This is a genomic window from Sphingobacteriales bacterium (assembly GCA_016706405.1).
In the GTDB taxonomy this organism is placed as follows: Bacteria; Bacteroidota; Bacteroidia; order Chitinophagales; family UBA2359; genus BJ6.
In genome coordinates this window covers 1,186,782-1,212,495 of sequence record JADJJT010000001.1, presented here as the reverse complement: position 1 = coordinate 1,212,495, position 25,714 = coordinate 1,186,782, and the positions used below count along the sequence as shown (strand labels likewise).

The window sequence follows — 25,714 nt, the reverse complement described above, 5'->3', positions numbered from 1 at the left end:
TGATTTTAAACCTTGGTGTTTAAATTTTGGCCGAAACGGCATCTACAATACCGTATTCAACCGATTCCTGGGCGCCCATCCAATAGTCGCGGTTAAAGTCTTTATTAATTTGTTCGAGGGGTTTATTACAATTTTGAGCTAAAATTAAGGCTAAAACGTCCTTAGTTTTTTGCATTTCTTTGGCGGTAATTTCGAGGTCGGCAAATGTGCCCCTAAAACCTCCTAAACTTGGTTGGTGAATCATTACGCGGGCGTTGGGCATACAGGCACGTTGCCCTTTTACACCTGCCGACAGCAGTACAGCACCCATTGAGGCCGCCAATCCAACACAAACAGTATGCACGGGCGAGGCAACTAAATTCATTACATCTAACATGGCCAATCCGGAGGTGACCATGCCGCCTGGGCTATTAATATAAAAAGTAATGGGCTGTCCGGGTTGGTCGGCATCTAAAAATAAAATTTGATTTACTACACGCTCTGCCGACTTATCGGTAACAGGCCCCCATAAAAACACTTTTCGTTGCTCTAAAAATTTATCGGCAAAACGGCTGCTACGCATAAAACTTTGCATTAACTCTTGAGGATCTATACTGTTTTTCATGTCTTGTTTATCCATGTATTGAATTGAATGATGGGGGTAAAATAAAAAAATGAACAAAATATATTGCTTGCCAATAAAACTTGAAAGGGCAAAGATACAGTTAAAAATTGAGCATTTAAAACCTTATAATGTGTTTTAACAAATATAGAGCCGCGTTGGTTCAATTCCGGATAAAAACGTAAGCATCGACAAAAGTCTTATCTTTGTGCCTGATTTATTTTGTTTGTAATTTATATTTGGTATGACCGATTTGGAATTGTACATTGAAGCCTTAATTTTTGCCGCCCATCAACCCGTAAATATAAAAGAAATTAAAGCTTGTTTAGACGCTAGTTTTCCCGAACCCGTTGAGAAAGAAGCGATAGAAGCAGCAATACAAAGATTAACAGCAAAATACCAGTTGGGGCAATATGCCTTTGAGTTAGTGCCTATTGGCGAGGGATGGCAGTTTTTAACCCATACAATTTACCACAAGTCAGTATCAATTTTATTAAATTTAAAACAAAACAAACGCCTTTCAACGGCAGCCCTCGAAACTTTAGCCATTATTGCCTACAAACAACCCATTACCAAAGCCGAAATTGAGCAAATAAGAGGTGTAAATTGCGATTACAGCGTACAAAAACTCCTCGAAAAAGAATTAATAGATATTGCTGGCCGCAGCAACGCCCCCGGACGCCCTGTTTTATACCGTACAAGTCCGTTTTTTATGCAATATTTTGGCCTTTTTTCGGTTAAAGACCTGCCAAAACTAACCGATATTCAACCTGCCGAGGGCAACGAAATAGGCAGTACCGAAGGGTAAAATGGGGTAGGGTAGGGCAAGCTAAACAGCCACCTGAAAATCGCGGAGGGCATCGTTTAACGAGGTTTTGGTGTCGGTACTTGCTTTGCGTTGGCCAATAATTAAAGCACAGGGCACTTGGTAAGCCCCCGCGTTAAACTGTTTGGTATAGCTGCCCGGTATAACCACCGATTTTGCCGGTACATAACCTTTATAAGTGCAAGGCTCGGGGCCGGTAACATCAATAATATGAGTAGATTGCGTAAGCACTACATTAGCACCCAAAACAGCCTCGCTGCCTACGCGCACCCCTTCAACAACAATACATCGCGAGCCAATAAAACAATTATCCTCTATTATTACGGGGCTGGCCTGTATTGGCTCAAGCACACCGCCTATGCCTACCCCGCCACTTAGATGCACATTTTTGCCAATTTGCGCACACGAGCCAACTGTAGCCCAAGTATCTACCATAGTGCCCGCGTCAACATAAGCGCCAATATTTACATACGAGGGCATCATAATTACAGTTGGCGCAATAAAACTGCCGTAGCGGGCAATTGCGTGTGGCACCACCCTAACGCCCAACTGCGCATAATTGCGTTTTAATGCCATTTTATCGTGAAACTCAAAAGGCCCTATTTCGATGGTTTCCATTTTCCGGATAGAAAAATACAATAATACTGCCTTTTTTACCCACTCGTTTACCTGCCAGTTGGTCATTTGCCCTGCTGCATCAAAAATAGGTTGTGCCGTTCTAAGTTCGCCGGCATCTAAGGCGGCAATGACGGCGTTTATGGTGGCTTGAGTTTGCACCTCGTTTAATAATTGGCGGTTATCAAAAGCTTGTTCAATTAGTTCTTGCGAAATAGTCCAGTTTTGCATGGTGTTTAAGGTGGGCAGGTAAGTAAATAACGATTAAGTAAAATAAATCAAATAAAAGGAGGGGCAAAATTACAGTTTTCTCCTTTACCACAAGACAAATATAAAACAACACATCTAATAAAAATGATTCGTTTTTTCCGGATATTTTCTAAGAAGTTGTTTAAGAATTAAACCATAATAATTAACCACATAGACACATAGAATTTGTTTAAGCATTAAACGGTGTGGCAGTTTTAAGGACTTGATACTAAGAAACTATTGAGATAAAACAGGCTGTAAAATGTAAAACAAATATATTGACAACTTAGTTTTGCAATTACTTTAGTAGTACATAGTTTCAAATTAGTTCAAGAAACTAATTTTTAAACAACTTCAAATTGTAATTGGTTTTCTGTTTTGCTATCTATTATGCTTTCAATTTCCGGATATAACTACTTGTGTTTTATCCGGAAAATACAACTGTTACCTGTTTATTGTCAGTTTCCGGATAAATTTTTCGCCTCCGGGGTTGGGTTGGCAGTTTATGGAAAAACCCCACAACTCCGAAGGATTTTGCCCATCCCATCCTCTAAAATGAAATGGAACTATTAATTACCTCCGGATACTTTTTTGTGGACTATTGCCTGAAATATAATTAGTAATAGAACAAAAAATAATTTAAACTAATTTTGAAGACTTTTCTTAGGGGTAACAAAGTAACAAGCAATATTATGGCCTAACTGCTAACAAAACCTGTAGAACAGCGACAGATTGGTAAAAAAAAACACTTAAATTTCGTATCTTTGTGCTTTAATAACACCTTGTTACAAAATTACAACCTGCATTTAAACCGTAGCCATTTATGAATCCGGAAGATAATAACCAAGTTCCAGCCGAAGATAAAATAATACAAGTAAACATTGAAGAGCAAATGAAAACAGCCTACATAGATTATTCTATGTCGGTAATTGTTTCGAGGGCCTTGCCCGATGTGCGCGATGGCCTTAAACCTGTGCAACGCCGCGTACTTTACGGTATGTACGAATTAGGCGTAGGTGCTGGAAAACCCTACAAAAAATCGGCACGTATTGTGGGCGAGGTGCTGGGTAAATACCACCCACACGGAGACGGCTCGGTGTACGATGCCATGGTGCGCCTTGCCCAACAATGGAGCCTGCGCTACCCCCTTGTAGATGGACAAGGCAATTTTGGCTCGGTTGACGGCGACAGCCCCGCCGCTATGCGTTATACCGAAGCCCGCTTTAGCCGTATTGCCGAAGAATTTACCGAAGACCTCGAAAAAGAAACCGTTGACACCCGCCTTAACTTTGACGACAGCCTTACCGAACCCGTAGTAATGCCTACCCAAATACCAAGTTTATTGGTAAATGGCGCAAGCGGTATTGCCGTTGGTATGGCCACCAATATGCTGCCACATAATTTGGCCGAGGTAGTTGACGGCGTAATAGCTTATGTTGATGACAATCAAATAAGTATTGCCGACCTGATGAAACATATTAAAGCCCCCGATTTCCCAACCGGAGGTATTATTTACGGAACATCGGGCGTGCAACGTGCTTTTTTAACCGGACGCGGCAGTATAATAGTGCGGGGCCGCACCGAAATTGAACAAATAGGCAACCGCGAACAAATTATAGTTACCGAAATACCCTACCAAGTAAACAAAGCCCTGCTAATACAAAAAACTGCCGACTTGGTAAACGATAAAACTATTGAAGGCATTAGCGATATACGAGACGAAAGCGACCGCCGCGGAATGCGTATAGTTTACGAGCTTAAACGCGATGCCAACCCCAATGTGGTGCTAAATCAACTGTTTAAACACACAAGTTTGCAAAGCAGTTTTGGCGTAAATAATGTTTGTTTGGTCAATGGCCGCCCCCGCATTTTAAACCTAAAAGAGCTAATTAAATACTTTGTTGAGTTTAGGCACGAGGTGGTAGTGCGCCGCACCCAATTTGAACTCCGGAAAGCCGAAGAACGCGCCCATATTTTAGAAGGCTTACTTATTGCCTTAGATAATTTAGATGCCGTTATTCAACTCATCCGGAAAGCGGCAACCCCCGACGATGCCCGCGATGGACTAATAACCCAATTTGGACTGTCGGAAATACAGGCAAAAGCAATTTTAGAAATGCGCCTGCAACGCCTCACCGGATTAGAACGCGATAAAATCCGGAACGAGTACGAAGAACTTCAAAAACACATATCACACCTCAAAGAAGTTTTAGCCAACGAATCACTCCGGATGGATATCATCAAAAACGAACTGTTGGAAATCAAACGCAAATATGCCGATAAACGTCGCACCGAAATTGAATATGCCGAAACCGGCGACATTCACTTTGAAGAACTCATAGAACGCGAGCAGGTAGTTATTACCATATCGCACCTTGGTTATATAAAACGCACCAGCCTAAGCGAGTACCGCGAGCAAAACCGCGGCGGGCGTGGCTCGTTAGGCGTAGCCTCGCGCGAAGAAGATTTTATTGAACACCTTTTTGTAGGCACCACCCACGACCACCTGCTGATGTTTACCGAACAGGGCCGCTGCCACTGGCTTAAAGTTTACGAAGTACCCGAAGGCACAAAACAATCAAAAGGGCGCGCGGTACAAAATGTGCTTAACTTAGCCACCAATGATAAAGTAAGGGCATACATAACCGTTAAAAGCCTTGCCGACGAAGCCTATATCAACAACCACTACTTAGTATTTTGCACTGTACAAGGGCAAATTAAAAAAACAACCCTCGAAGCATTCTCGCGCCCGCGCAGCAACGGAATACAAGCCATTACCATAAACGAAGGCGACCGCCTGCTTGAAGTTAAACTAACCAACGGCCAATGTAATATATTAATAGGTGTAAAATCGGGCAATGCCATTCGTTTCCCCGAAAATAAAGTGCGACCCATGGGCCGAACAGCCGCCGGCGTGCGCGGCATCGATATATCCGGAAATGATGAGGTAATAGGAATGGTATGTGTTGATACCTCCGCACAAATTATTCCGCAAATACTATCGGTATCAGAAAACGGTTATGGCAAACGCACCGAGTTAGACGAATACCGTATTACCAACCGAGGCGGTAAAGGCGTAAAGGCTTTAAATGTTACTGCCAAAACGGGTGCTCTTATTGCCATTTTAGAGGTTGATGATACAAACGGGCTAATGATTATCAATAAATCGGGTATAACCCTGCGCACCAGCGTTGAAGCCATATCGGTTACCGGACGCGCCACGCAAGGGGTACGCCTAATTAATATTGCCGATGACGATAGCATAGCCAGCGTAGCCAAAATACCTACCGACGACAGCATACCCACCACCAAACCCGATGCCCCCGATAATAACATTACAACTGAAGAGCCGTAGAAAATGGTAGCATCAAAAGTTTAAAGACAATAAGTTGATTTTTGAGGGTCGAAACACAAAGCAAAATCCGGAAGAATGATAAAATCTTGCGCGATTTTGTAGGGCTAATATTATCTCAAAGCCGAGCGTCAAACAACCTTGAAGATTTGTATCAGCTTGAGTTGGCAGATGGCCCTAACTGAAGAGTACTTTTCTTTGCCCGGTTTGATTTTAATGTACCCAAAGTTTTAATGTATCCGGAGCTGTTCAGTTGAAGGGAAGTTTATCCGGATAAGAGCAACGGCAAACAAAATTCTGCCCACTATTTATTCTTATAAATCAAACTTCAAGACGAATTTTTTTGCCTAAACACATACAACTTAAAATAAATGCCGTAAATTGCCGCTATATTTAACCATATAACCACCATTTGCTATGATTTTTAACACTTCGCCCCGCACCGGCACCTCCCGCGCTTTAAGCAAGGGCAGGGGTAAATACTAAGCGCGTAGCTTACCGCCTTGTATTTGCCTCTAATTCCCTCATCCGGAAGATTAACCCACCCCTGCGCCCCTCCAAGTAAATAACCCACCCCTGCCCCTCCGAGGAGGGGAAATTGCAAAATCCTGCTAATCCGTTAATCCGCTACATCAGTGGTTCAGACAAAATCCGGATAAAAAACCACAAACCAAACCAATTTTTTAACTTCAAAAAAACCATCTTAAAATGAAAAACTTTTTTCTTAATTTTGTAGGCACTATACCTACAACAGCCCAACAGCCCAACAGCCCAACAGCCCAACAGCCCAACAGCTAATAATTTTAAACCTGTAAAGTTACTGCTTTTTATGGCAATATTTTTGACGGGTAGTATAGGGGTGCGAGGACAAAATGGCAATGCGGGAAACCCACAAGTACCAAATTGTTATGTTGGCTTTAGCTTTGTGGGCGATGGCTCGTATAATTTTAATACAGCCGGAAATTGCTTTGATGTATGCCTTGGGCAAACATTATTTATAGACTATGGTTTAAGCGATTTTTCTACCAACGTTAATTCAGTTGAATACGTTATATCCAAATTGATTGAAAATGAGGAAATTGAAGTAGTATATACTGAAACAGTACCCGCTAACGAGCCCTATATAGATTATACACCTACTGAACCCGGTATGTATTTTGCCGATGCAATTTGCTATGATAATGAAGGCAATATAATTGAAGTAAAATGTAAGGGTGCCTGTTTTATGGTTTGGGGGGAAGGTTTTTTAAAGCTGTTTCCCCAGTCAGTTGAGGTATGCAGTTATGAAGCGTGCTTTGTCTATGGCGAATATATTGACAAAAGTTATATTGGCGATGACGCTGATTTTGACGATATATCCGTAGTCTGGGAATGGGGCGATGGCACCGAAACTTGCTTGGACTGGAACCCTAATTTGCCATGTGTACTATTCGATACAGGCACTCCTATTTGCCATACCTATCTTAACCCTGGCAACTATACCATAACCGCAACACTGACCCTCCCCAATTCAGACGACGGAACAGACTGCGGTAGTAGCACCGCAACCCAAACCATTACCATTCTCGAACCTTCAGTCGATTTTAGCTATGCCACCAACTGCAACGAAGTACAGTTTACCGACCTGTCGAACTGTGCCGTAACCTGGGAATGGAAAATTGCAGATGTGGTTATTTCTACCGAACAAAACCCCGAATGGACAGCCCCCAGCGGCGGCACCTATTTAGTAACCCTAACCATTACAGACCAAAACGGTATGCAATACACTGTAACAAAACCAATTGTAGTTAGCCAAACCCCAACTATTGAGGTGGCAGGCAATACCAATATTTGCCCCGGCGATTTGGCCCAAACCTATACCGTAACAAATGCCAACTTGTTTAATGTCATAAATTGGCAGGTTGACGGCGGCACCATAACCGCAAATAATGGCAGCAGTATAGACGTGCTTTGGAGCAGTATAAACGGCGGAACAGTAACCCTAACAGCTACAACCCCCGAAGGCTGCACCGCTACCAAAACAATAGTGGTTAATAGCAGCCACGCCTATTGCTGCACTTTTGAGCAAGTTTACCAACCCGCCGTTGATATACCTTACGATAATAGCAGTACCGGTACAAGTACTACATGGGCAGATGTAAGCAACCCATGGAACAGCAACACGGTATATATTAACGATGATATAAACATACATGGTAAGCTAATTATTAATATGACCTTGCGCTTTGGACCCAATGGCAGAATTGTAGTTCATCCGGGTGGTGTTTTAACCTTGCAAAATGCCCAATTATCCGGAGATGACCGTTGCAGTACCATGTGGCACGGCATCAGGGTTTTAGGGCCCGGAATTAACCAAAAACGGGTTTACGGCAACGATATATCAGCCCCAAACAACTTTGGATACTTAAAAGTAGAAAATAATGTATTAATTTCAGATGCCGTTGTAGCCATAGCCGCCAATGATTTACCCAAATTTGATATGACACATATCGTAGCCAATATAAACAACTATATTCAAGAAGACGAAAACCAATCAACAACCTTGCCCGCCGTTAATTTAAACGATATGTACTATACACCCTTAGCCATTAGTACCGCAGGTGGAGTAGTCGCGTTTAATAACACAGGTGTTAATACCGACCCCTCGTCTATGACAACAAGAATTTTTAATTGCTTCGATGGCGTTTTTTTGGGCTGGTATCAACAAATTGCACTTTTTCCGCCTCTGCCTAACCATGTTGTTACAGTTATATCAAAAGTATATGTAAACCAAACAGCCGATTTATACTACCCATTCGACCCCCTTTCGATGCCTGCCATTATTGGCAGCAAATCTGAAACCGCCGTGCGGCAACTATTTTATAGCACGGTATCAACAGGCGGCAGTCTTTTTACCAATCTTAAATACGGGCAAAAAACAAACGTTTGCGACAATATATTTTTTGATTACAATATAGTCAAAGAATGTTCGGTGGGTTTCGATGCAGCCGATGTATTGGCAAGCCTGGCAGACGATGCCCACCTATTTTATTCTAATAGATTTGTTAATAATACCGTGGGCTTGCAAGCGCGCAACGAGCATATAGAAATAGTTAAATCAACCTCGCTTAGCTCTAATCTGTTTCAGAATAATATAAATAGTACCAGCAGCACTATTGGGGTATATTTAGCCGGATGCGCCTACAACCTAAAAGAGGCCCACTTCGACGGCAATACCACCTCGGCGGTATTGCTCGATAATATAAACACATCTGGCTCAACCAACACTAATTTGGCAAACAAAGTTACGAATAATGATTTTGACAATACGGTGTTTGGCATTATAACCACCGATAATAATATTGGTACACAAATTTTTTGCAATCGTTTTGATAATTATCTGGGGGCAATGGTGTTTAACGAAAATACCGCCGGTGCCGGAAATTTAGATGACCAAGGAAATTGCTTACAAGATAACCCCGAACCTGCTAATAACAGTTTTTTTACGCCATGGAACCAAACGTTTCCGGATATTACAGCCGTTTATACCGCTAATGATTTTAATTATTTTTACTACCCAAGTGCCGAATATACCCCTACGGTAAACAATCCAGCTATTGTAGTTCTAAATCCTTGCGCATTAGAAGATGCTAACTTTGCATGTTTAACACCTGAGCCACCGGAATAGCTCCCACACCCGAAGAGATAAATAATACCCTGCAAAATGGCACCAATACCGAGCGTATTAATTTGGCGGTGGCTTTGCTTACCGAGTTTCAACAAGACACTGCCCAAGCCATTAGTTTATTAGAACAGGCTATTGCCGACCCCGCTGCAGCGCAGTTATTATTACCTGTGTATTTGAAAAATAAAAATGATACTATGGCAGCGGGTATAATAAACGGATTACCAACAAACACTACTGCCGAAATAAATTATAAAGCATTAGCTCAGTTGTTATTAAACAAAAACACCACTAATCAGGCTTGGTGGCAACTAACCGAAACAGAAATAGAATGGGCAAAAAACTTGGCAGAAACCAATACAAAAACAGGTTTTGCTACCCAAGCCTTGCTTGCGCTAAGTATTGGTCGCGAATATTATTTACCGCCGGTTAATATGCCCGATACAAGTTTTAGCGGAAAACGCCAACCACCACCACCTCATGCTCCTAACCCCGCAGTTTATTTCGAAAATACAATAGCCCAACACAACTGGCAGTTCAGCCATAACTTGAACAATAACCAACAAGCCGAAGTAATGGTTTATGATGCCTTGGGGCATTTGGTATCGAGGCAAACCGTAAACGGCAAAGGCAAAACAACCATAAGTGCGCACCATTTACCGCCTGCAATATATTTTGCAGTTGTTAAAACGGCAAACGAACCTGCAATTCGCCAAAAATTATTAATAGTGCGCTAAGTATTAATTTATTAACCCTTGTCGGCAGTATTGTTAAAACTGCCAACGAGATTTTTATGTTGATTTTATGAAAAATTTGCGATATTTGATTATTTGCTTGATGGCAACAGTAATAGTAAAAGCCCAAAAGCCTCTTTATTTTGAAAAAACCTTAAGTTTAGGCTATGTAACCGAAGGTTGGCAAGTGCTTCCTATAAACGATAGTACTTATTTTATTTCGGGTGGTCTTTTGTATAAAAACAATTTAGAATTACACCAGCCTTGGACAATACAGATGAATAGTTATGGCGATACATCACAAAGTAAATTGCTCAACAATGTGGGTCTTGGTCGTTGGCTATTAGATATTATCCCAACTACATCGGGATTTGCTTATATTGGTAACCAAGACTCGATAACCCATGCCAATGCCTGTTTTGGATTTTTAGATAAGGAGGGTAATGTAATAAAACACACTACGGTTGTTCGCCCCAACTGGTCGCGGTCGTGGGCAATGACACCAACCACCGATGGGGGTTATTTATGTGTAGGCACTTATGCCTATAACGATGCCGTTGGAGCCCCGTATATAATAAAATACAATGCCTTAGGCGATTTGCTATGGGATAGCGTGTATGTACAATACGCCGCCAAAAATATGCATAGCCGTTTGTACGATATTGAACCAACAAAAGATGGCACCGGATATTATATAGCTGGTTTAACCAACGAGGGATTTTACGAATTTCCCGGAGGAAAGTATGGTGATATAGACCAAGCTGACCCTTGGTTTTTTAAAATAGACGAAAAAGGCAATATTTTAAAAGAGGTAATCTTTGTAAACGAAGGCTGGGATTTGTTTTTTAGTTTTAGCTATTCAAACGATGATAACTTTTTGTTTACCGGTAGAGAAGATTTTGAGAACCACTTAACTAAAGTAAATGAAGATTTTACAATAAACTGGCAAACAAAAATTAGTAAAGAAGGCACAACACCTCTAATACTTGAGCTTCCTGATAAAGGATATTTGGCTGTTGGTTCAGGTTACGATAATAAAAAAACAAGTATAGATAATTTAATAACCCGCTTGTCGTCTGATGGGAGTATTTTGTGGCAGCGCGAATATGGCGTACCTACCATGCACGATTATATATTCGAAGCTATAAGAACTGACAGGGGCGATATTATAGGCGTTGGTCGCCAAGATTCTATTAACACGGCGTTGTTATATATACTAAAAACCAACTGCATGGGCTTGCTCACCGAGCCAAAAGCCGAGTTTGTACATGTTTTGGCGAGTGGTTATACCTATACGTTTACCAACAAAAGCCAATACGTTTACCCCGACAGCATAGACGGTGGGCATTTTATTTGGGATTTTGGCGACGGCACCCCCGCACAAGTGGTAAACAGCAATGCCTGGCAGTCGCATACGTTTCCGGCGGCATCTAATAATATATACACCGTTACCCTTACCGCTGTGGTATGCCAAGATACCAGTGTTTACCAAGAAACCATCAACACATGGCCCAACGGCATAGAAAATTCCCCCTCTTCAAGGGCGTTAGGGGTAGTAAGCACCAACCCCGCCCACCAAACCGCTACCCTAACCCTCAACCCCAACTATACCCATTTAATACACCAAGGCGAAGCTCTTGAAATTTTTAACACCCAAGGGCAGTTAGTTAAAACCGTTCCTTTATCATCAGAAGGGGAAACAACCACTTTCAGCACCGCCAACTTTACATCCGGAATCTACTACTGCCGCCTTCAAAACCATCCGGAGATAGAAGGCGTTAAACTCCTGCTCTACTAATTCCTATTTTAGGGGTGCAGGGGCGGATTAATTTTCCTACCTACAAAAAACCCTCCCTAAATACAAGCTATGTTTGGCTTAAATCCGGAAAAATTTGAAAACTTTTCCGGATTTTTTGTTTGTTTGACCGCGTTTTTAACTATCAATCATTAGCATTAAAATTTATTTACAAAAAAAATATTAGTTCTTTGTTTGTTGGTTGATATTAATAACGTAACTTCACCGCACAATTCTTCAAATAATCTTCAGAATTAACATTTACCAAAAACTGCAAACTTATGCAAAACCTTTACTGTAAAAGTATTTTGTTTGTTACGTTTTGTTTGCTGCTTACCATCTCTTTTAGTGCATGGGCGCAAACAACCGTAAAAGGCACCGTTACCGATGCCGCTACTAACGAGGGACTTCCGGGTGTAGCCGTATTGGTTAAGCCGGGCAATACAGCCGGCACCATAACCGATTTTGATGGCAATTACGAAATTCGGGTACCAAGTGATGCCTCGTTACAATTTTCGTATGTTGGCTATCGCACACAAGTAATAGCCGTAAATAACCAAACAGCTATTAACGTGCAATTAGTTGAAGACGTAGCCAAACTTGACGAGGTGGTAGTAACCGGCTTGGCTACCAATGTAAAACGCAGTAATTTAGCTAATGCCGTAGCTACTTTATCGGCAAAAGAGCTAACAGGCGTTACCCCACCGCAAACCCTTCAAAATGGGCTTTCAGGCAAAATTCCGGGTGCCAATTTAGTAGCTAACAGTGGCGCGCCGGGCGGCGGTATTTCAATGAAATTGCGCGGTGTTACCACTGTGTTGGGTTCGTCGCAACCTTTATTTGTTGTTGATGGCGTTATTATGGACAATTCCTCTACATCGGGCGGGCTAAACGCCGTTACGGCTGCCGCCGCCGGGGGCAACGCATCAACGCAAGATAACGCCTCGAACCGTATTGCCGACTTAAACCCCGACGACATCGAAAGTATTGAAGTTTTAAAAGGTGCCCTCGGCAGCCGCTATTTATGGCTCGCTGGCAGCATCGGGGGTTGTAATTATTAGCACTAAACGCGGTAGTGCGGGTCGTACCAACATAAACTTGTCGCAAGATATTGGCGTAGCTATGGCCAACAAATTATTAGGTGTCCGCGACCTGTCGGGTTTAGATACCGCCCAAATTAGCGCGCAGTGGGGCAAAAATGCTGTTGCCGACTTTTTAGCCGCCAAAAATGGCGGTGGTTTTACCGATTACGGAGTAATGGACAAAAATTAGGCTATTTTTTAGACGCTTGGTTCAAGTGGACATTTTTAATGCTGTTTTTTTATTCACTTTTTTACATTATTCTTGAATATTTTTCTTTGCATGTCTGTAAAACGGAAACAAGCTCTGCTGGGGAGCAACTTGTCAGGGGTAAAACAGAGGTGCAAGGCCTTATCTAAGGCGCTGTATATTGTAAGCCTTTGATATAAAGCCCTTACCTTTAAAACCCCTCTATAAATTTCTTTTCCTTCATTGATAGGCCATTATGGTTTCTTAATTTGTTTTTTAAATCTGCGAAATGTCCATCAATAGCATTGGTTGTGTTAGGTATTTGAAGTTCCCTGTTATCGTGCCAAGTAAACCAAGGAAATTATTCTTCAAACTACGATAAGCACTTCTAAGCCTTTTATGCGTATAAAACGATTTGTTTGTAGTCGGATTTACAGTTCTCTCGTTTAGAAACACTTTCCATTTTTCAAGCCATAGCCCTAATGCTCCGACAAAGCTTTCTTTGTCTGTTTGCTTCATCAAATCTACAACATCCATCAGCTCTTGTGCAGCTTTTAGCTTGGCTTACGGGTCAAATATCTTCGAATTATTGCTGCTTGATGAAACTGGCACATTTGAACAGGAATACCCTTAAACGACGCAATTAAGCCTTTTCTTCCGTCCAAACAATAGCCGAAATAGTAAAACCTCGCCTTTTTAACTCCTTAATTCCTTCTATATACAGCCCATTGGTCTCTGTCTTTACATAATATTTCAAAAGGTTTTCTTTGGTGTAGGCATCTTCAAAAGCATTACGCCAAAACCCCGCCCCCAATAGGTGGTGTCCATTAATACAACGACTACTCTACCTGTTTTTTTCGTAGCCACTATTTTAATCTTGTCTAACCGCCTTTGAATCGTTTTAACAGAACAATTATACTTGTGAGCTAACTGCAAATAGGTCTGTTTACCACCTTTGTATTCTTCCCATATTTGCTCGTTTTTGATGCGTTGCCCCCCTAAAAATTGTTTCCCACAATGAGCACACTTATACAATTGAACTCCTTTTACAAGTCCGTTTTTCTTTACAAACCTTTACCACAGTAAAAGCATTTTTTTATTCATAACCTTTGATTGTCCTCAAAGCTAACAATAGTAATGCTTTCGAAGGTTTTTAGCCTAAAAAATGTCCATTAAGCCCCGATTACGAAAAAGAAATGTACGGAAACACTGGTCTTTTGCGCAATACTCGTTTAAGTTTAAGCGCGGGAGGCCACGACAGAACTACTTTTTATTTGGCCGGAAATCTAAAAAATGAAGAGGGCATTATAAAAAATACCGGATATGACTACAAATCTTTGCGCGCCAACGTTGACCATCGTATTGGCGACCGCATTACTATTTCGTTAAGCAACGGATTTAGTAATTCAAGCGCCGACAGAGGTTTGACTAACAACGATAACAACGGCGTTACTTTTGGTGTTGCCCTTTCTTCGACACCCAGTTTTGCTAATTTATTTCCGGATGATAAAGGCAATTACCCGCGCAACCCTTATGCCGCCTCAAACCCCTTAGAAACGCGCGACCTAATGACTAATAACGAAACCACTAACCGCTATACCGGAAGTTTAACCATTAATGCTATTTTGTACGAAACAGCAAAAACTTATACTAAATTAGTGTTGCGCGGCGGTTTAGATTACTACAATCTTAAAACCAATGCCCAGTTTCCGCGTATTTTGCAATTCCAAGAAAAAGGCTTAGGTGGCTTATCGGTTCAAGGCTTTGTAAACAACACCAACGTAAATACGGCTGCCTATTTGGTAAATAATTTTGCAGCAAGCGAAAAATTAAACTTAGTAACCTCGCTTGGTACAACCTACGAATCGTTTAATTTTGACAATGTACTTGCCACCGCCAGCGACCTAATAATAGGCCAAACTAATATTGACCAAGCCGGCTCGGTTTCGGTTTCGCAAACCCGCACCAAACAATTAGGCAACGGCCTTTTTGCCCAAGAAGAGGTTAACTATGCCGATATGGTGGTTGCTACCGTAGGTGTTAGGTTCGATAAATCAACAGTAAATGGCGATGTAAACAAGTTTTATGCTTACCCCAAAGCTTCGGTTGCATTAAATATAACCAAAATGCCATTTTGGGCTTCAGAAGATGTGCAGCAACTAAAATTGCGCTTAGCCTATGGCGAGGCAGGTAATTTTCCGCCCTATATTGCTAAATTTACCACTTTAGGCCCAGCTAATATTAGTGGCTTGCCCGGCTTACAAATAGGTACTACTTTGGGCAACGCCAATATAGCCCCCGAACGCCAAAAAGAGTTAGAAGCTGGCTTTGATGTAGCATTTTTACAAAACCGCTTAGGACTTGAATTTACTTATTACCAAAAAACTTGCTCAGATTTAATTTTGAGGCGCAACATGCCGTTATCTTCCGGATTTGGCACAGAAATTGGCAATTTTGGCGAATTAGTAAACAATGGTTTCGAAATAAAACTAAACACACTTCCGGTTAAAACCGAAAATGTACGCTGGAGTTCGACCGTAACATTTTGGCGAAATACCTCAGAAATTACCGAACTGTTAGTGCCTGCTTTTAATTTAGGTGGCTTTGGCAACACCTTGGGTACTTTTAAAATTGAAGAAGGTAAACCCGCTACTCAAATTGTTGGCAGGTTTGTAAATTCAGCCGGCGAATCGGTAGTTGAAGCAATTGGCGATGCCGAACCCGATTTTCAAATGGGCTTTGCCAACGAACTGACAATTAAACGCAATTTATCGTTAAGTTTTAACTTGCATGTAAAACAAGGCGGCGACAATATTAACCTAACCGAACTGCTAACCGACTTGGGCGGCACAAGCTACGATTATGACGCTGATGCCGATGGCAATGGCACAAAAGATGCCTTAGACCGCATTAACGCTTTGGGTGTAACAGCCGAACCATTTGTGCAAGATGCCAGCTATGTTAAACTGCGCGAACTTGGTTTGTTTTACGACCTCCCATTTTCCGGAAAAAAAGTAAATAAACTGCGCCTTGGCGTATCGGGTACTAATTTATACACTTGGTCGAAATATAAAAGCTATGACCCCGAAGTATCAAACTTTGGTATTGATGGCATTTCAACAGGTGTAGAGGTTACACCTTACCCAACAGCAAAACGCATTTTATTCCATTTGTCGGTTGATTTTTAAACAATTAAATTATTCTTTTTTCTCAGATAGTTGTCAGCTTATTTCCGGATAAAAATTCTATAAATTCTATAAATTCTATATGTATGTCTTAATTTATTATCCGGATGTTTAGCCAAATCCTATCTTACTATTTGTAATAAATATTATTAATATTATTCTATTTTATCCATAATACAATGAAAAAAATAACTTCATATATACGGTGGACTTCTTATATTTTTTTAGCTGTCGTTTTAAGTTTACAAAGTTGCTCGTTTGATGACGAAGGCAATTTAAACGACCCTGTAATTGGCGATTTGGGTAGCAATGCCTCAAAATCACAATTAAATGCAGTAATGGTTGGTACTTTATCGGCTATGCGCGACCGCATTGACACTTATTTGGATGATGTAGGCGTTATTGGCCGTGAATACTATCGCTTTTCGGGTGCTGACCCCCGCTTTACCTCCGATTTATTAGGCGCAGGCGAAGCTGTCCTTGACAACAACACATTTTATATTAACAACCCTTGGCAATCGCGTTACCGCACTGTGCGCAATACCAATATTTTAATTGATGGGGTAAATAATACCAATTTAATTACTGCTGCCGAAGCCAAAGGTTATTTGGGCGTAGCTAAAACCCTACAAGCAAACGAGTTGTTAATGAACTTAAACCTTACCGACGAAAATGGCATCAGAATTAACGTTAAAGACCCATTAAGTTTAGGCCCAATAGTAAATAAAACCGATGCCTTAGCCGCTATTGCCTCCCTGCTTAACGAGGCCGACACCGACCTAAGTGCTGCTGGCGATGTGTTTGCTTTTAATTTAGGTGCTGGCTTTGATGGGTTTAACACACCGGCTAATTTCCGGAAAGTAAACCGTGCTTTGGCTGCCCGCGTAGCTGCTTACAGGGGGCAATGGACCGAGGCAAAATCAAACCTTGAGGCTTCGTTTTTAGATAAAACCGGCAACTGGATGGCAGGTGCTTACCATATTTTTTCGGGCTCGACCAACGACCAACTTAACAAAGCCTTTTATCCGCTTAATAATACCGGCGAACTAAGGGCTACCCAACCTTCTTTTATTAGCAACGCCGAAGCTGGCGATACCCGCTTAGCAAAAGCGCCGCAACGTGCCGAAGAGGCAGCGCAAAGCGAGCTAAAAAGCAGTTACGATGTTTGGGTTTACACCTCAAATGCTGCGCCTATTGCCATTATTCGCAACGAAGAATTAGCCTTGCTGTATGCCGAAACAATGATTCATTTAAACGATAATAACGAGGCGGTGAATACGCTTAATACCATTAGAGTTAGCCATGGCTTAGGCGCATATAGCGGCGGTGTTACTACCGACGAATTAATTAATGAAATGCTAAAACAGCGCAGATACTCGCTGTTTGCCGAAGGCCACCGTTGGATTGATATGCGCAGATATGGTAAATTAGGCGAACTGCCTATTGACCGCGCAGAAGACGATGTTTGGTCGGCGTTTCCGATACCTATTACCGAAAATTAAGCCTTAAAAAATTATTGTAACTACAAGGAAGAAACTTAAAAAAACCTCACTTAATTTGTTTTTTTAATAAATTAAGTGAGGTTTTTTATAACCCCAAGATAGATTTTAATACTTAGGCAGATTTTAACAGCATTTTTAATCGTCGCTGCTATCGTCTAATACTATGGGCGCATCGGGGGCGTTGCGCATAACCGAGTCAATGCCGTTGTCGCGGCCATTTTCGCTTTCGTAAAGCTGGCTGGTGCCAACAATCTGCCCGTTACTTGCCTTTAAATTAAAAAATGGTTTGCCCGCGGATGAAACTAATTTTTCAAAGCGGTTTTCGTTGATGGCATTATTTTTGACCGAATTAATGCCGTTTTCGCAGGCCGATTTTGTAGTATAGCCCTCGCTGCGTAAGATAATTTGGCCATTATCGGCTTTCAAATTAAAATAAAAAGAGCCATCTTTGCCTGTTTTGATGGTAAATTTACCCATAATTAGTTTGTTTATTGTTTTGAGTTATAAAAAGTGACTAATTTCGCGCCAAGATAGATAAAAGTATTGATATTGCAAAAATAAAAGATAATGAACTCCAAATTGTACGTTACCAAGTATTATAACAGCCTGTCAACGGCAGGTGTTGTATATGCTTTATCCGGATTTGCTCTTTTGGGCTTGGCCGTTTTAGCTAACGATTTTGGATTGCAATTTTATATGGGTTTTTTATATCCGGTTTTAATAGCCGCTTTATATTTTATTAAAATTGGCAGCGATGCCTTTATAAACGCCAAACAAATTCGTCAAAATGCTATTAATAATTTCGATTTAAATGGCAATGTTTTTATTGAAGAAGAGTTAAAGAGCAAACAAATCCGGAGGGAAAAGATGCTGTTGTTCCGGAATATTTCTTTAATCTTGTTGGCCGTTGGCAGTATCATGTACTTTGTTTTTTCGGGCAATAGTTTAAAATTTTTACAAGGTTTGGGCATGGCATTTATTGTAATTGGCAGTATTGGCGCAGCCCTTTTTATGTATAGTTTGTTTATTTTGGGCAAATATATTGCAACCCTATTGGCAACTAAAGCCTCCTCGTCAAGTGCAAAAAATTAAGTAATTATTTACCCCTCCACAAGGCATTGCTATGACGCAACAAAACCAAGAACTGACACAACAAATTATACAATATTACGACCGATGCGAACCACACTACCGACTTCATTGGGATTTAAGCAATAGCCACGCCTTACATTATGGTTTTTGGGATGCCACCACGCACAATTTTAGCCAGGCGTTGCAGCGCATTAATGCCGTAATGGCAAATACCATTGCCTTAAATAATGCCGATTTTGTTTTAGATGCCGGATGCGGTATTGGTGGCTCGGCAATTTGGTTGGCCAAACATATTGGTTGCCGTACTTTAGGTATTACCCTAAGCCAACGACAAGTGGCAACAGCTACCAAATTGGCACAACAACAAGGCGTAGCACATTTAGCTCAGTTTGGCTGCGCCGATTACACCCAAACGCAGTTGCCCAACCAACACGTTAGCGCGGTATGGGCTATTGAAAGCCTTTGCCATGCTGCTAACAAACTGGCTTTTACAAACGAAGCTGCCCGCATTTTGCAATCCGGTGGCCGCCTTGTGGTGGCCGATTTTTTTATTCGCCAAACCCCGCCCTTAAATACCACCGAAACCCGCATCATAAATAAATGGGCTAATGGTTGGGCAGTTCCTCAGTTCGATACCATTGGGCAAATGCAGGCCAATCTTTACCAGTCGGGATTCAGAGATATTGAAGTCAAAAATATTACCTCCCATATCTTGCCATCGGCAAAACGCTTGTACTGGCATTTTTTTCCCGGATGGGTGGCAACGCGGCTCTATGGTTTATACAAAAAAGTACCCTCATTTGTGCAGCAAAACGTTTGGACGGCCTACTGGCAGTACATTGCCTTGCGCAAAAATTTATGGCAATACTATTTGGTTAGTGCCGTAAAAGCCTAAATTTAAAATAGCGCAACGATACAGCGAGTTTGGTTTTTGTTTACGACGAATTGTTTTACAATAACCAACCCATGCTAACGGCGTTTGATTCGTAGTTTTTTGATACTTAACACGCGACTTAAATAATATCCGGAAAAAATAGAGACCCATATAATAAAAAAACACTTATATTTGTAATGCCATAAAAACAAACTTTAAACCTCATTTTTAACAAAAAATTACTTCTAAACATGAAAAACGTAGTAAACACCCTGTTTTTATTGCTAACCACCGCTTTAATGGGGGTAAATTGCTGGGGGCAAGTATCTTTTGAAGACATGGCTAATCCACCAAAAAATGATACCGAAGCCATGAAGTACATAGACAAGTACCTAAAACCCAAAATTAACGACACCCTCATTGCTCGCCTTTTTGAAGAGGCTGATGTGGTTTTTGAAGGGGAAATAATAGACGGACGAGCCTTATGGGATAAACAACAGAACGTTTATACCTTAGAACCCCATAAGGTGTTTAAAGGGGAGGACACCATTTCAATAATAGCTAATTGGAAGCCCCAAAACGCTACTTACGATTTAGGTGAATGGTCGCATGGGCGTTTGGAAGTGGGCTTATTTTTTGTCAAAAGAGACCCACAAAACAAGAATATTTACAGATTCGTAAATCCTAAAAACGCTTGGATATCTTATGCCACATGGATTGTGAATCCTATTGTACTTGATAAACAGTACAAGATAGCCCTGTATGACAAAATATTAGGGCGAAAAGGGGCAAAATACGAAAAGACTTCATTTTTTTATAAAAAAAAAAGAGAGCTTAAATGCTGGGAATACTGCCATGAAAAGCGGTAATGGTGTCATTACAGGCTTTTCACGCGATACCGTACCTGCGGGCATTCGGGCAACCAATGTTTCGGAAAAAAATGTAGGTATCAACTTACACCTCATACAACATTAAAAAACTATGCGTTAAATTAATCCTCAAACAAATTACCTTGCAAACTGCTGCTGCTACTTGTTTTAGGTTTGGTCGCCATAAATTGGGCAGCGGGCTGAAAAATTATTTTTTCGGCAAGTTGGTAGGGCGCACTTAATAACTGTAAGGCTTGCGTGGCCGAAATTTCTGAGCTTAACCAACTGTGGTAATTCTTGGGCGTTAAAATTACGGGCATTCGTTGGTGTAAATGTGCAATAGCTGGCACCGCCTGGGTGGTAATAATGGTAAAACTGTGCAAGGGCATTAATTGGTGTGGCTGCTGGCAGGTAGTAAACAGGCCAGCAAAGGCAAAAGGTGCTGTTTGGTTTAAGGTAATAAAATAAGGTGTTTTTTGTTTTGCCTCGTTAAGTTGCCACTCGTAATAACCATTTGTTAAAACCAAACACCGGTTTTGGGTAATTAAAGGTTTGAAGGCTGGTTTTTCAGTTAAAGTTTCGCTGCGGGCGTTTATTAGTTTGGCAGCCATAGTTTTATTTGTAACCCATTGTGGCCACAAACCCCAGTGGTAAAACTGCACCATTTTAGGGCTCTGTTGGGTAATAACTGCCGAAGCCTGCGTAGGATAAATTTGTTGTTGTGGAATAAGGTCTCCTTCTCCGGATATTTCATTAACATCAAAAGTATTTATAACGTCTTGTTCAGTAGCTACAAGCATAAAACGTCCACACATAACATAAATATAAAGATAGTTATTAAAACAGTATTGCCTAACAAAATGATATTAAGAGGTAAAAATAAGTATTTATTCCGGAAAATAGATGCTCCCGTTGTGCAAAAACGCTGTAACTTTGCCCGTAATAAAGCACGCCAAATTTGTTTGGTTCAAACAAAACGTGGGTTCACTCTTTTTTTTTGATTGTATTTTTGCTGTTTGCTGTTTATTACTTTTGTTATTATGTTTTTTTTAGATTTTGAAGCACCGATTGCCCAACTTTACGAACGCATAGAAAAATTGCGCGACATTGGCCTTAAAGAAAATATTGATATTAGTGCGGCTATGCACGAGTTAGAAGAAAAATTAGAACAAACAAGGCGCGATTTGTACGCAAACCTCACGCGGTGGCAAAGGGTACAACTTTCAAGACATCCGGATAGACCCTATACGCTGTTCTATATTCAACAAATATGCCAGCATTTTACCGAACTTTCGGGCGACAGGCTGTTTGGAGACGACAAAGCAATTATAGGCGGTTTTGGCACCATTGACGGCCGCACCTTTATGCTTATTGGGCATCAAAAAGGCACAGATACCAAATCGCGCTCGTACCGCAATTTTGGCATGGCCAACCCCGAAGGCTACCGCAAAGCTTTGCGCCTAATGAAATTGGCCGATAAATTTAACAAACCCATTGTTTGTTTTATTGATACGCCGGGGGCTTTTCCGGGAATTGAAGCCGAACAACGCGGCCAGGCCGAAGCTATTGCCCGCAATTTATACGAAATGACCCGTTTGCGGGTTCCGGTAATTTGTATTATTATAGGCGAAGGCGCATCGGGCGGGGCACTGGGTATAGGCGTTGGCGACCGCGTATTGATGCTCGAAAATACTTGGTATTCGGTTATCTCGCCCGAGTCGTGCTCTTCTATTCTTTGGCGTAGCTGGGATAAAAAAGAAATTGCCGCCGAACAACTTAAATTGACCGCCGCCGATATGAAATCGTTTGAACTGATAGACGAAATTGTTCCCGAACCCTTAGGCGGCGCACATCAAAACCCATTAGAAATGGCACAAATAGTAAAACGTATTATATTGCATCATACCGCCCAGCTCGAAACCTTATCGCCGGCTACACGTATTGGCCAACGTATTGACAAGTTTGCCAATATGGGTAAATTTAAAGAGGTATAAATGAAAAGGGGTAAATCCTTTTATTTGCTTTATTGGTTTAACTTAAAACTAAATACTACTTTGCGCCCGTTATCGCAATATCTAAGCGAGTGCGAAAGTTGCTGCATCAAAAAAACACCGCGCCCGTTGGGTTCGCAAAGCCGCTCTTTACAAGTAGGGTCAGCCAAATTAGCAGGGTCAAATCCATTTCCTTCATCTGTAACGGTAAATTCTAACAAGCTACGCCCCCTTTTACACAAATTTACGTTTACCAATTTGTTAGGATTACCACAGTTTCCGTGTAAAATACCGTTATTTACTGCCTCCGTCAAAACCAACAATATATTATAATACTGATTTTCGTCTATACCATATTTGTATTGTAACGCTTGCACAAAAGGCTCAAGCAGGGCAATATTATCGGGGTTAGAGGCTAAAGATAAACAAGAACTGGGTAAACGTTTTGACTGCATAGACAACCAATTAGAAACAGAAAACAAAAATCTACAAAAATGAGCTGAACAGCAAAATGTGAATAACAATGCAAAATTACGGCAACCTTTAAGACGATGCAAGTTTTTTTTGTCACTTGAACTTCCTAAATCATGTTTTTTTTAAAAAAAATACTTTTTACTTGTTTTTTTAAACAGTACCACACTTTTTTTAAGTATTTACAGGCAATTTTTTTTTACCCAACCCTTATTTTATCTCTATTAATTACCTGCCAATTTGTGGGCAAGCACACCGATGCCTATGCCCAATACCCAAATTTTGAGCGATATAACGAAGTGCCGGTTATCGAAAATAAACAAGCCTTGCCATTAGCTTGGGCAGGCGGGCTAAATTTACCCGTATTTTCGGGCTTCGATGCCAATGCAGACGGTTTTACCGATTTGTTCGTGTTTGATAAAGCCAATGATTTTCCGATGGTTTTTATAAATTGTGGCTTACCCGATACGCTTTGTTTTACCTATCATCCGGAATTAGCTCCTTTTTTTCCGGAGGAATTAGAAGGGTGGGCTTTAATGGCCGATTTTAATTTCGACAAAAATCCGGATTTATTTACCTACTACATCGGCAATATCCGGATGTATTACGGTGGCAAAACCTTACAAGACGGTTTTCAGCTTATTACCAACAAATTAGTGTATAAAGGCAAAAACAGCATCTTAAATATTCCTTCAACGGTGCTCGATTTGCCCGCCTTTGTTGATGTGGCAAACGACGGCGACTTAGATATTATTTCGTTTGATTTTGCCGGAGCCTATGCCTCGTATTACGAAAACCGCGCACAAGAATTGACCGGCACATCTGCCGATACCTTATTTTTTAACCGGATTACGCGCTGTTGGGGTGGATTTAAAGAAAGTGATACCTCGAGCACCATTATTTTAGAAACCGGATGTGCCGAACTTTGGGAAGGCGATGAGGACGAGGGCAAAACCCGCCACGCAGGCTCAACAATTTTAGCCTACGACCCCGACAAAGATGGCGACCAAGACCTAATTTTAGGCGATGTGTCATCAAGCCGGCTGGTTCGGTTATTTAATACGGGCGATACCGCAAAGGCGTGGGTTACGGCGCAAGATGCTTTTTTTCCGAGCTACGATACGAGTGCTTATTTGCCAATTTTTCCGGCAGCCTTTAAAGCCGATGTTACCAACGATGGCCTTGACGACCTAATTGCCTCGACAACTGATTTTTACAGCACCAGCTTCGACCAAGTTTGGCTCTACAAAAATATTGCCCCCACCCCCAGCGATACCGACCGCTATACCTTTGTAAGCAAACATTTTTTAGCGGGTAATATGCTCGATGTTGGGGTTCGCGCCTACCCCGCTTTTCAAGACTACAACAACGACTCGTTGCCCGATTTATTTGTTGGCAATTATGGCGTTTTTGACTCTATAGAAAATATTCATAAACCGTCCTTGGCTTTGTACGAGAATACTGGCACAAAAACGCATCCGGAGTTTACCTTAGTTACACGCAATTTTGCCAATTTAGCAGGTTTGGGCTTTAGAGGTATTTACCCAAGTTTTGCCGATTTAGATGGCGACAACGATGCCGACCTGATTATTGGCACCGAGTTGGGTAATTTGCACTATTTTAAAAACACGGCGCCATCCGGAGAAAAAATGCAACTTACACCCACTAAGGCAAAAATTCCGCCCTTGCCGCCCCAATTAAGCGCGGCCTCGCCCACCCTTTACGATGTAAATGCCGATGGCCTGCCCGATTTAATTGTAGGAAGCAGCGAAGGCAAATTGCGCTATTACCAAAACATTACCCAACCCAGCGATACACTAAGTTTTACCCTTATTGACAATTTTTGGGGCAAAGTAAATGTTAATTTAACAGGCGCAGGCGGGTATAGTTCACCTTTAATTTTTTACCCCGATACTACTGCTAATAGTCCCGTTTTGTTGGTAAATGCCGATAACGGTCGTGTTTTTTGTTATACAAACCTAACAGATTCGGTGTTTACTTTGCTTGATAGCAGTTTTGCCAAAATTTATGAGGGAGGGCGTGGGGGCCTTAGTGCCGCTAAACTGCGCAATAATGAATTGTATAGTTTAGCAGTAGGAAACCAACGCGGAGGCTTGGCGCTGTTTACCCAAGACCTTGCCTTAAATGCACCGCCCTCTTTGTTGCCCACTACCGCTATAACACCAAACAAATTTGGCCAATTACAGTTTTTGCCTAATCCGGGCAGCAACAATAAAACGTCAATCCTTACAATTCAGCTTGTATTGCCCGACAAAATATTCCAAAATTGGCAAATGAATAATAATAAAGCGCAAAACATGGAATTTATATTTACTGCCCATGCAACTAACGGTAAAACCTGGCATTTACCAGCGCAATACATAGGCAATAAGCAATGGCAAATACAAACACAAGATGTATTGTCGCCCGGAGCATTGTACCTGATAACAGCCAAAAATGGGCAAATAATTGCCTCCGGAAAATGGCTTTCTTTACCTTAAATCAAGACGCTACTGCGTACTAAAATTAACTGCCTGATAATTTTTTTGCTTAAAGGATTGGCAAGGGTAAACCACTTGATTGTCTTGAACCATGATTTTTAGGATTAAATGATGGGCAGGATTT

Annotated in this window: 19 protein-coding genes and 2 pseudogenes; 15 read left to right on the top strand and 6 right to left on the bottom strand. The window is 41.3% G+C overall.

The genetic code is table 11. The annotated features are described in order from the left end of the window. Nucleotides 1-19: 19 nt before the first annotated feature. Nucleotides 20-604, bottom strand: a complete 585-nt coding sequence (locus IPI59_04660) for an ATP-dependent Clp protease proteolytic subunit (protein ID MBK7526842.1) — start codon at nt 602-604, stop codon at nt 20-22. Nucleotides 605-845: 241 nt separating this feature from the next. Between IPI59_04660 and scpB the strand changes: the two genes are divergently transcribed. Next, nucleotides 846-1,409, top strand: a complete 564-nt coding sequence (gene scpB, locus IPI59_04655) for an SMC-Scp complex subunit ScpB (protein ID MBK7526841.1) — start codon at nt 846-848, stop codon at nt 1,407-1,409. Between the two features lie 21 nt (nt 1,410-1,430). Here the strand turns inward: scpB and IPI59_04650 are convergent, their stop codons facing one another. Beyond that, a complete protein-coding gene (locus IPI59_04650; GenBank protein ID MBK7526840.1) occupies nt 1,431-2,273 on the bottom strand; it encodes a 2,3,4,5-tetrahydropyridine-2,6-dicarboxylate N-succinyltransferase in 843 nt (280 codons plus the stop codon). 408 nt (nt 2,274-2,681) lie between these two features. Between IPI59_04650 and IPI59_04645 the strand changes: the two genes are divergently transcribed. The 7 genes and pseudogenes from IPI59_04645 (at nt 2,682) to IPI59_04615 (ending at nt 13,108) form a co-directional block, all read left to right on the top strand. Then, nucleotides 2,682-2,864: a hypothetical protein gene (locus IPI59_04645; protein ID MBK7526839.1), complete on the top strand. Its 183-nt coding sequence runs from the start codon at nt 2,682-2,684 to the stop codon at nt 2,862-2,864. A 250-nt stretch (nt 2,865-3,114) separates the two neighbouring features. Further along, complete coding sequence (gene gyrA / locus IPI59_04640; protein MBK7526838.1) at nt 3,115-5,646, top strand: DNA gyrase subunit A; 2,532 nt, start codon at nt 3,115-3,117, stop codon at nt 5,644-5,646. Nucleotides 5,647-5,687: 41 nt separating this feature from the next. Next, complete coding sequence (locus IPI59_04635; GenBank protein MBK7526837.1) at nt 5,688-5,828, top strand: hypothetical protein; 141 nt, start codon at nt 5,688-5,690, stop codon at nt 5,826-5,828. A gap of 644 nt (nt 5,829-6,472) precedes the next feature. Continuing rightward, nucleotides 6,473-9,310, top strand: a complete 2,838-nt coding sequence (locus IPI59_04630) for a hypothetical protein (GenBank protein ID MBK7526836.1) — start codon at nt 6,473-6,475, stop codon at nt 9,308-9,310. Nucleotides 9,311-9,378: 68 nt separating this feature from the next. Next, entirely contained in the window at nt 9,379-10,044 is a 666-nt protein-coding gene (locus tag IPI59_04625; GenBank protein ID MBK7526835.1) for a T9SS type A sorting domain-containing protein, read from the top strand. A 67-nt stretch (nt 10,045-10,111) separates the two neighbouring features. Next, a complete protein-coding gene (locus IPI59_04620) occupies nt 10,112-11,839 on the top strand; it encodes a T9SS type A sorting domain-containing protein (GenBank protein MBK7526834.1) in 1,728 nt (575 codons plus the stop codon). A 278-nt stretch (nt 11,840-12,117) separates the two neighbouring features. Continuing rightward, a pseudogene (locus IPI59_04615) lies at nt 12,118-13,108 on the top strand (carboxypeptidase-like regulatory domain-containing protein). Between the two features lie 208 nt (nt 13,109-13,316). On the opposite strand, the pseudogene IPI59_04610 reads toward IPI59_04615, so the two are convergent. Continuing rightward, nucleotides 13,317-14,092: pseudogene (locus IPI59_04610) on the bottom strand (hypothetical protein). A gap of 209 nt (nt 14,093-14,301) precedes the next feature. Between IPI59_04610 and IPI59_04605 the strand changes: the two are divergent. Both IPI59_04605 and IPI59_04600 read left to right on the top strand, forming a co-directional pair. Next, entirely contained in the window at nt 14,302-16,293 is a 1,992-nt protein-coding gene (locus IPI59_04605; protein ID MBK7526833.1) for a TonB-dependent receptor, read from the top strand. A 176-nt stretch (nt 16,294-16,469) separates the two neighbouring features. Beyond that, nucleotides 16,470-17,792, top strand: coding sequence for a RagB/SusD family nutrient uptake outer membrane protein (locus IPI59_04600; GenBank protein ID MBK7526832.1), 1,323 nt, complete (start codon nt 16,470-16,472; stop codon nt 17,790-17,792). 135 nt (nt 17,793-17,927) lie between these two features. On the opposite strand, the gene IPI59_04595 is transcribed toward IPI59_04600, so the two are convergent. After that, a complete protein-coding gene (locus IPI59_04595) occupies nt 17,928-18,269 on the bottom strand; it encodes a YegP family protein (protein ID MBK7526831.1) in 342 nt (113 codons plus the stop codon). Nucleotides 18,270-18,359: 90 nt separating this feature from the next. Between IPI59_04595 and IPI59_04590 the strand changes: the two genes are divergently transcribed. The 3 genes from IPI59_04590 (at nt 18,360) to IPI59_04580 (ending at nt 20,627) form a co-directional block, all read left to right on the top strand. Further along, nucleotides 18,360-18,884, top strand: a complete 525-nt coding sequence (locus IPI59_04590; GenBank protein MBK7526830.1) for a hypothetical protein — start codon at nt 18,360-18,362, stop codon at nt 18,882-18,884. 31 nt (nt 18,885-18,915) lie between these two features. Then, complete coding sequence (locus IPI59_04585; GenBank protein MBK7526829.1) at nt 18,916-19,779, top strand: methyltransferase domain-containing protein; 864 nt, start codon at nt 18,916-18,918, stop codon at nt 19,777-19,779. 230 nt (nt 19,780-20,009) lie between these two features. Then, on the top strand, nt 20,010-20,627 hold the full coding sequence (locus tag IPI59_04580) for a hypothetical protein (protein ID MBK7526828.1): 618 nt from the start codon (nt 20,010-20,012) through the stop codon (nt 20,625-20,627). A 122-nt stretch (nt 20,628-20,749) separates the two neighbouring features. On the opposite strand, the gene IPI59_04575 is transcribed toward IPI59_04580, so the two are convergent. Further along, the gene (locus IPI59_04575; GenBank protein ID MBK7526827.1) at nt 20,750-21,442 is read right to left on the bottom strand and encodes an SOS response-associated peptidase; all 693 of its coding nucleotides are present in this window, start codon (nt 21,440-21,442) and stop codon (nt 20,750-20,752) included. Nucleotides 21,443-21,667: 225 nt separating this feature from the next. Between IPI59_04575 and IPI59_04570 the strand changes: the two genes are divergently transcribed. Beyond that, the gene (locus IPI59_04570; GenBank protein ID MBK7526826.1) at nt 21,668-22,621 is read left to right on the top strand and encodes an acetyl-CoA carboxylase carboxyltransferase subunit alpha; all 954 of its coding nucleotides are present in this window, start codon (nt 21,668-21,670) and stop codon (nt 22,619-22,621) included. Nucleotides 22,622-22,650: 29 nt separating this feature from the next. Here the strand turns inward: IPI59_04570 and IPI59_04565 are convergent, their stop codons facing one another. Continuing rightward, nucleotides 22,651-23,073, bottom strand: coding sequence for an ATP-binding protein (locus IPI59_04565; GenBank protein ID MBK7526825.1), 423 nt, complete (start codon nt 23,071-23,073; stop codon nt 22,651-22,653). A gap of 258 nt (nt 23,074-23,331) precedes the next feature. Between IPI59_04565 and IPI59_04560 the strand changes: the two genes are divergently transcribed. Next, complete coding sequence (locus IPI59_04560; protein ID MBK7526824.1) at nt 23,332-25,590, top strand: VCBS repeat-containing protein; 2,259 nt, start codon at nt 23,332-23,334, stop codon at nt 25,588-25,590. The last annotated feature ends 124 nt before the right edge of the window (nt 25,591-25,714 follow it).